This window comes from Streptomyces sp. SBT349 (assembly GCF_001083795.1).
Taxonomy (GTDB): domain Bacteria; phylum Actinomycetota; class Actinomycetes; order Streptomycetales; family Streptomycetaceae; genus Streptomyces.
The window spans coordinates 1-1,473 of record NZ_LAVK01000660.1 but is presented as its reverse complement, the minus strand read 5'-3'; the positions used below and the strand labels follow the sequence as shown (position 1 = coordinate 1,473).

Annotated in this window: 1 protein-coding gene and 2 pseudogenes; 1 reads left to right on the top strand and 2 read right to left on the bottom strand. The window is 69.2% G+C overall.

Annotated elements, in window-relative coordinates:
- Positions 1-248: pseudogene (locus ADY01_RS35600) on the bottom strand (hypothetical protein); the annotation flags it as partial.
- Positions 249-732: 484 nt separating this feature from the next.
- Here ADY01_RS35600 and ADY01_RS40115 point away from each other — a divergent pair.
- Positions 733-1,080, top strand: coding sequence for a hypothetical protein (locus tag ADY01_RS40115; protein ID WP_199826405.1), 348 nt, complete (start codon positions 733-735; stop codon positions 1,078-1,080).
- A 123-nt stretch (positions 1,081-1,203) separates the two neighbouring features.
- On the opposite strand, the pseudogene ADY01_RS37795 reads toward ADY01_RS40115, so the two are convergent.
- Positions 1,204-1,473, bottom strand: a pseudogene (locus tag ADY01_RS37795) (transposase); the annotation flags it as partial.

Below are 1,473 nucleotides of genomic sequence, written 5' to 3'. Positions count from 1 at the left end.
AACGGGCCGTGGCCGCCGTGGGGGAGGCGGGCGGTGGACTCGGGGAGGAACTGGACGGCGAGGCGGTGGGAGGGGTCGAAGGCGTGGATGTTGCCCGCGTTGTCCGGCCACAGCGTCCAGCCTGCCGCGCTCGGGGCGTCCAGGATGCGGGTCACGCTGTCGTCACCGGGGTGGGCAAGGTAGCGCCGAGTGACATCCCCAGGGGGGTCGTCGGTGTCGAACGGCGCGGGCGGTGCGTTGTCCGGCATGGGATATCCCTTCGTTGACCTGCGGGAATGTCCCGCAGGGTGTGGGATGGTCCCTTGCGGTCGCGGCGTTTGACAACAGCGTTGCGGGGACGAGTTGTTGACCGTGGGTTATGGCGGTGGGCCGTTCGTGCCGCCTGTGGAGAGTGCAGGGTGTGTCGCGCGTGTTTGCTCGAATGCGGTCACGGCGGAATCGGCGATTACCTGCTTGCGCTGCCCCATGGGCCCGGCTGGCGGACTCTGCGGCTTGCCCCCTGGGTTGTGCGACTCTGGCGTGTTCGTGGGATTGCGGCCTGGGCGTCGCCGTGCCCGTCGGGCGGGATCGCCGCGTACTGCCTGGCACGGGTGGTTGTTCGGTATGCCGGATTGGGCTGGACTTGTTCTGCGTGCGGGTCAATCATGCTGGAGCACTGTGGTTGACAGGAGGTTCGACGTGTTCAAGCGCCGCAGACCCGCTCCCGCTCCCGCTGTTGAGATTTCCGGTGGGGTGGCCCGTGCCCTGCCTGTGGAGGCGGCGGTTCCCGAGACTCCCGCGGAGTTGGGGCCGTCGTTCGACGAGGCGGGCTCCTGGTGCTGGCCGTATCGGTGGGAGTTGCCGGTCGACGGGGAGCTGGTGGTGTGCGCGGTGTGCGGGGCGGACCGGGACTGGCTGCTGATCCTGTTCGGGGAGGCGGTGTCCGTGCGGTGCCGGTGCACCCACCAGTGGCACGAGCCGCGGCTGCCCGCGGACTGGTTCCGCCGCGAGTGCGGTGACCTGGTCGAGGTGCATCCCAACCCGGCCCACGCCGACCGTACGACCGGCTTCGACGGCACGTTCGCCGGCACCTACTGGTAGGACACGCAACACAGGGGCCCCCGGGGAGCCGGGGGCCCCTGCTTGTGGCGGGCTTGGCCGGTGGGCGGGTGGCCGGTCCGGGGCGGTGGGGCGGAGAGCGGGAGGTGTCCGTCCTGGTCTCCCTGCTTCGAGGGCCTGCACGGACGTGTGGCTGCCGCGGCGGATGAGGTTGTCGGTCAGGTGTCCGAACCACCGCTCGACCTGGTTGATCCAGCTGGAGCCGGTGGGCGTGAAATGGGTGTGGAAACGGGGATGCCGAGCGAGCCACGCCTTGACCGCGGGCGTCTTGTGGGTGGCGTAGTTGTCACAGATCAGATGGACGTCGAGTTCGGCCGGTACGGCTTTGTCTATCTTCACCAGGAACTTCTTGAACTCCACGGCCCGGTGACGGCG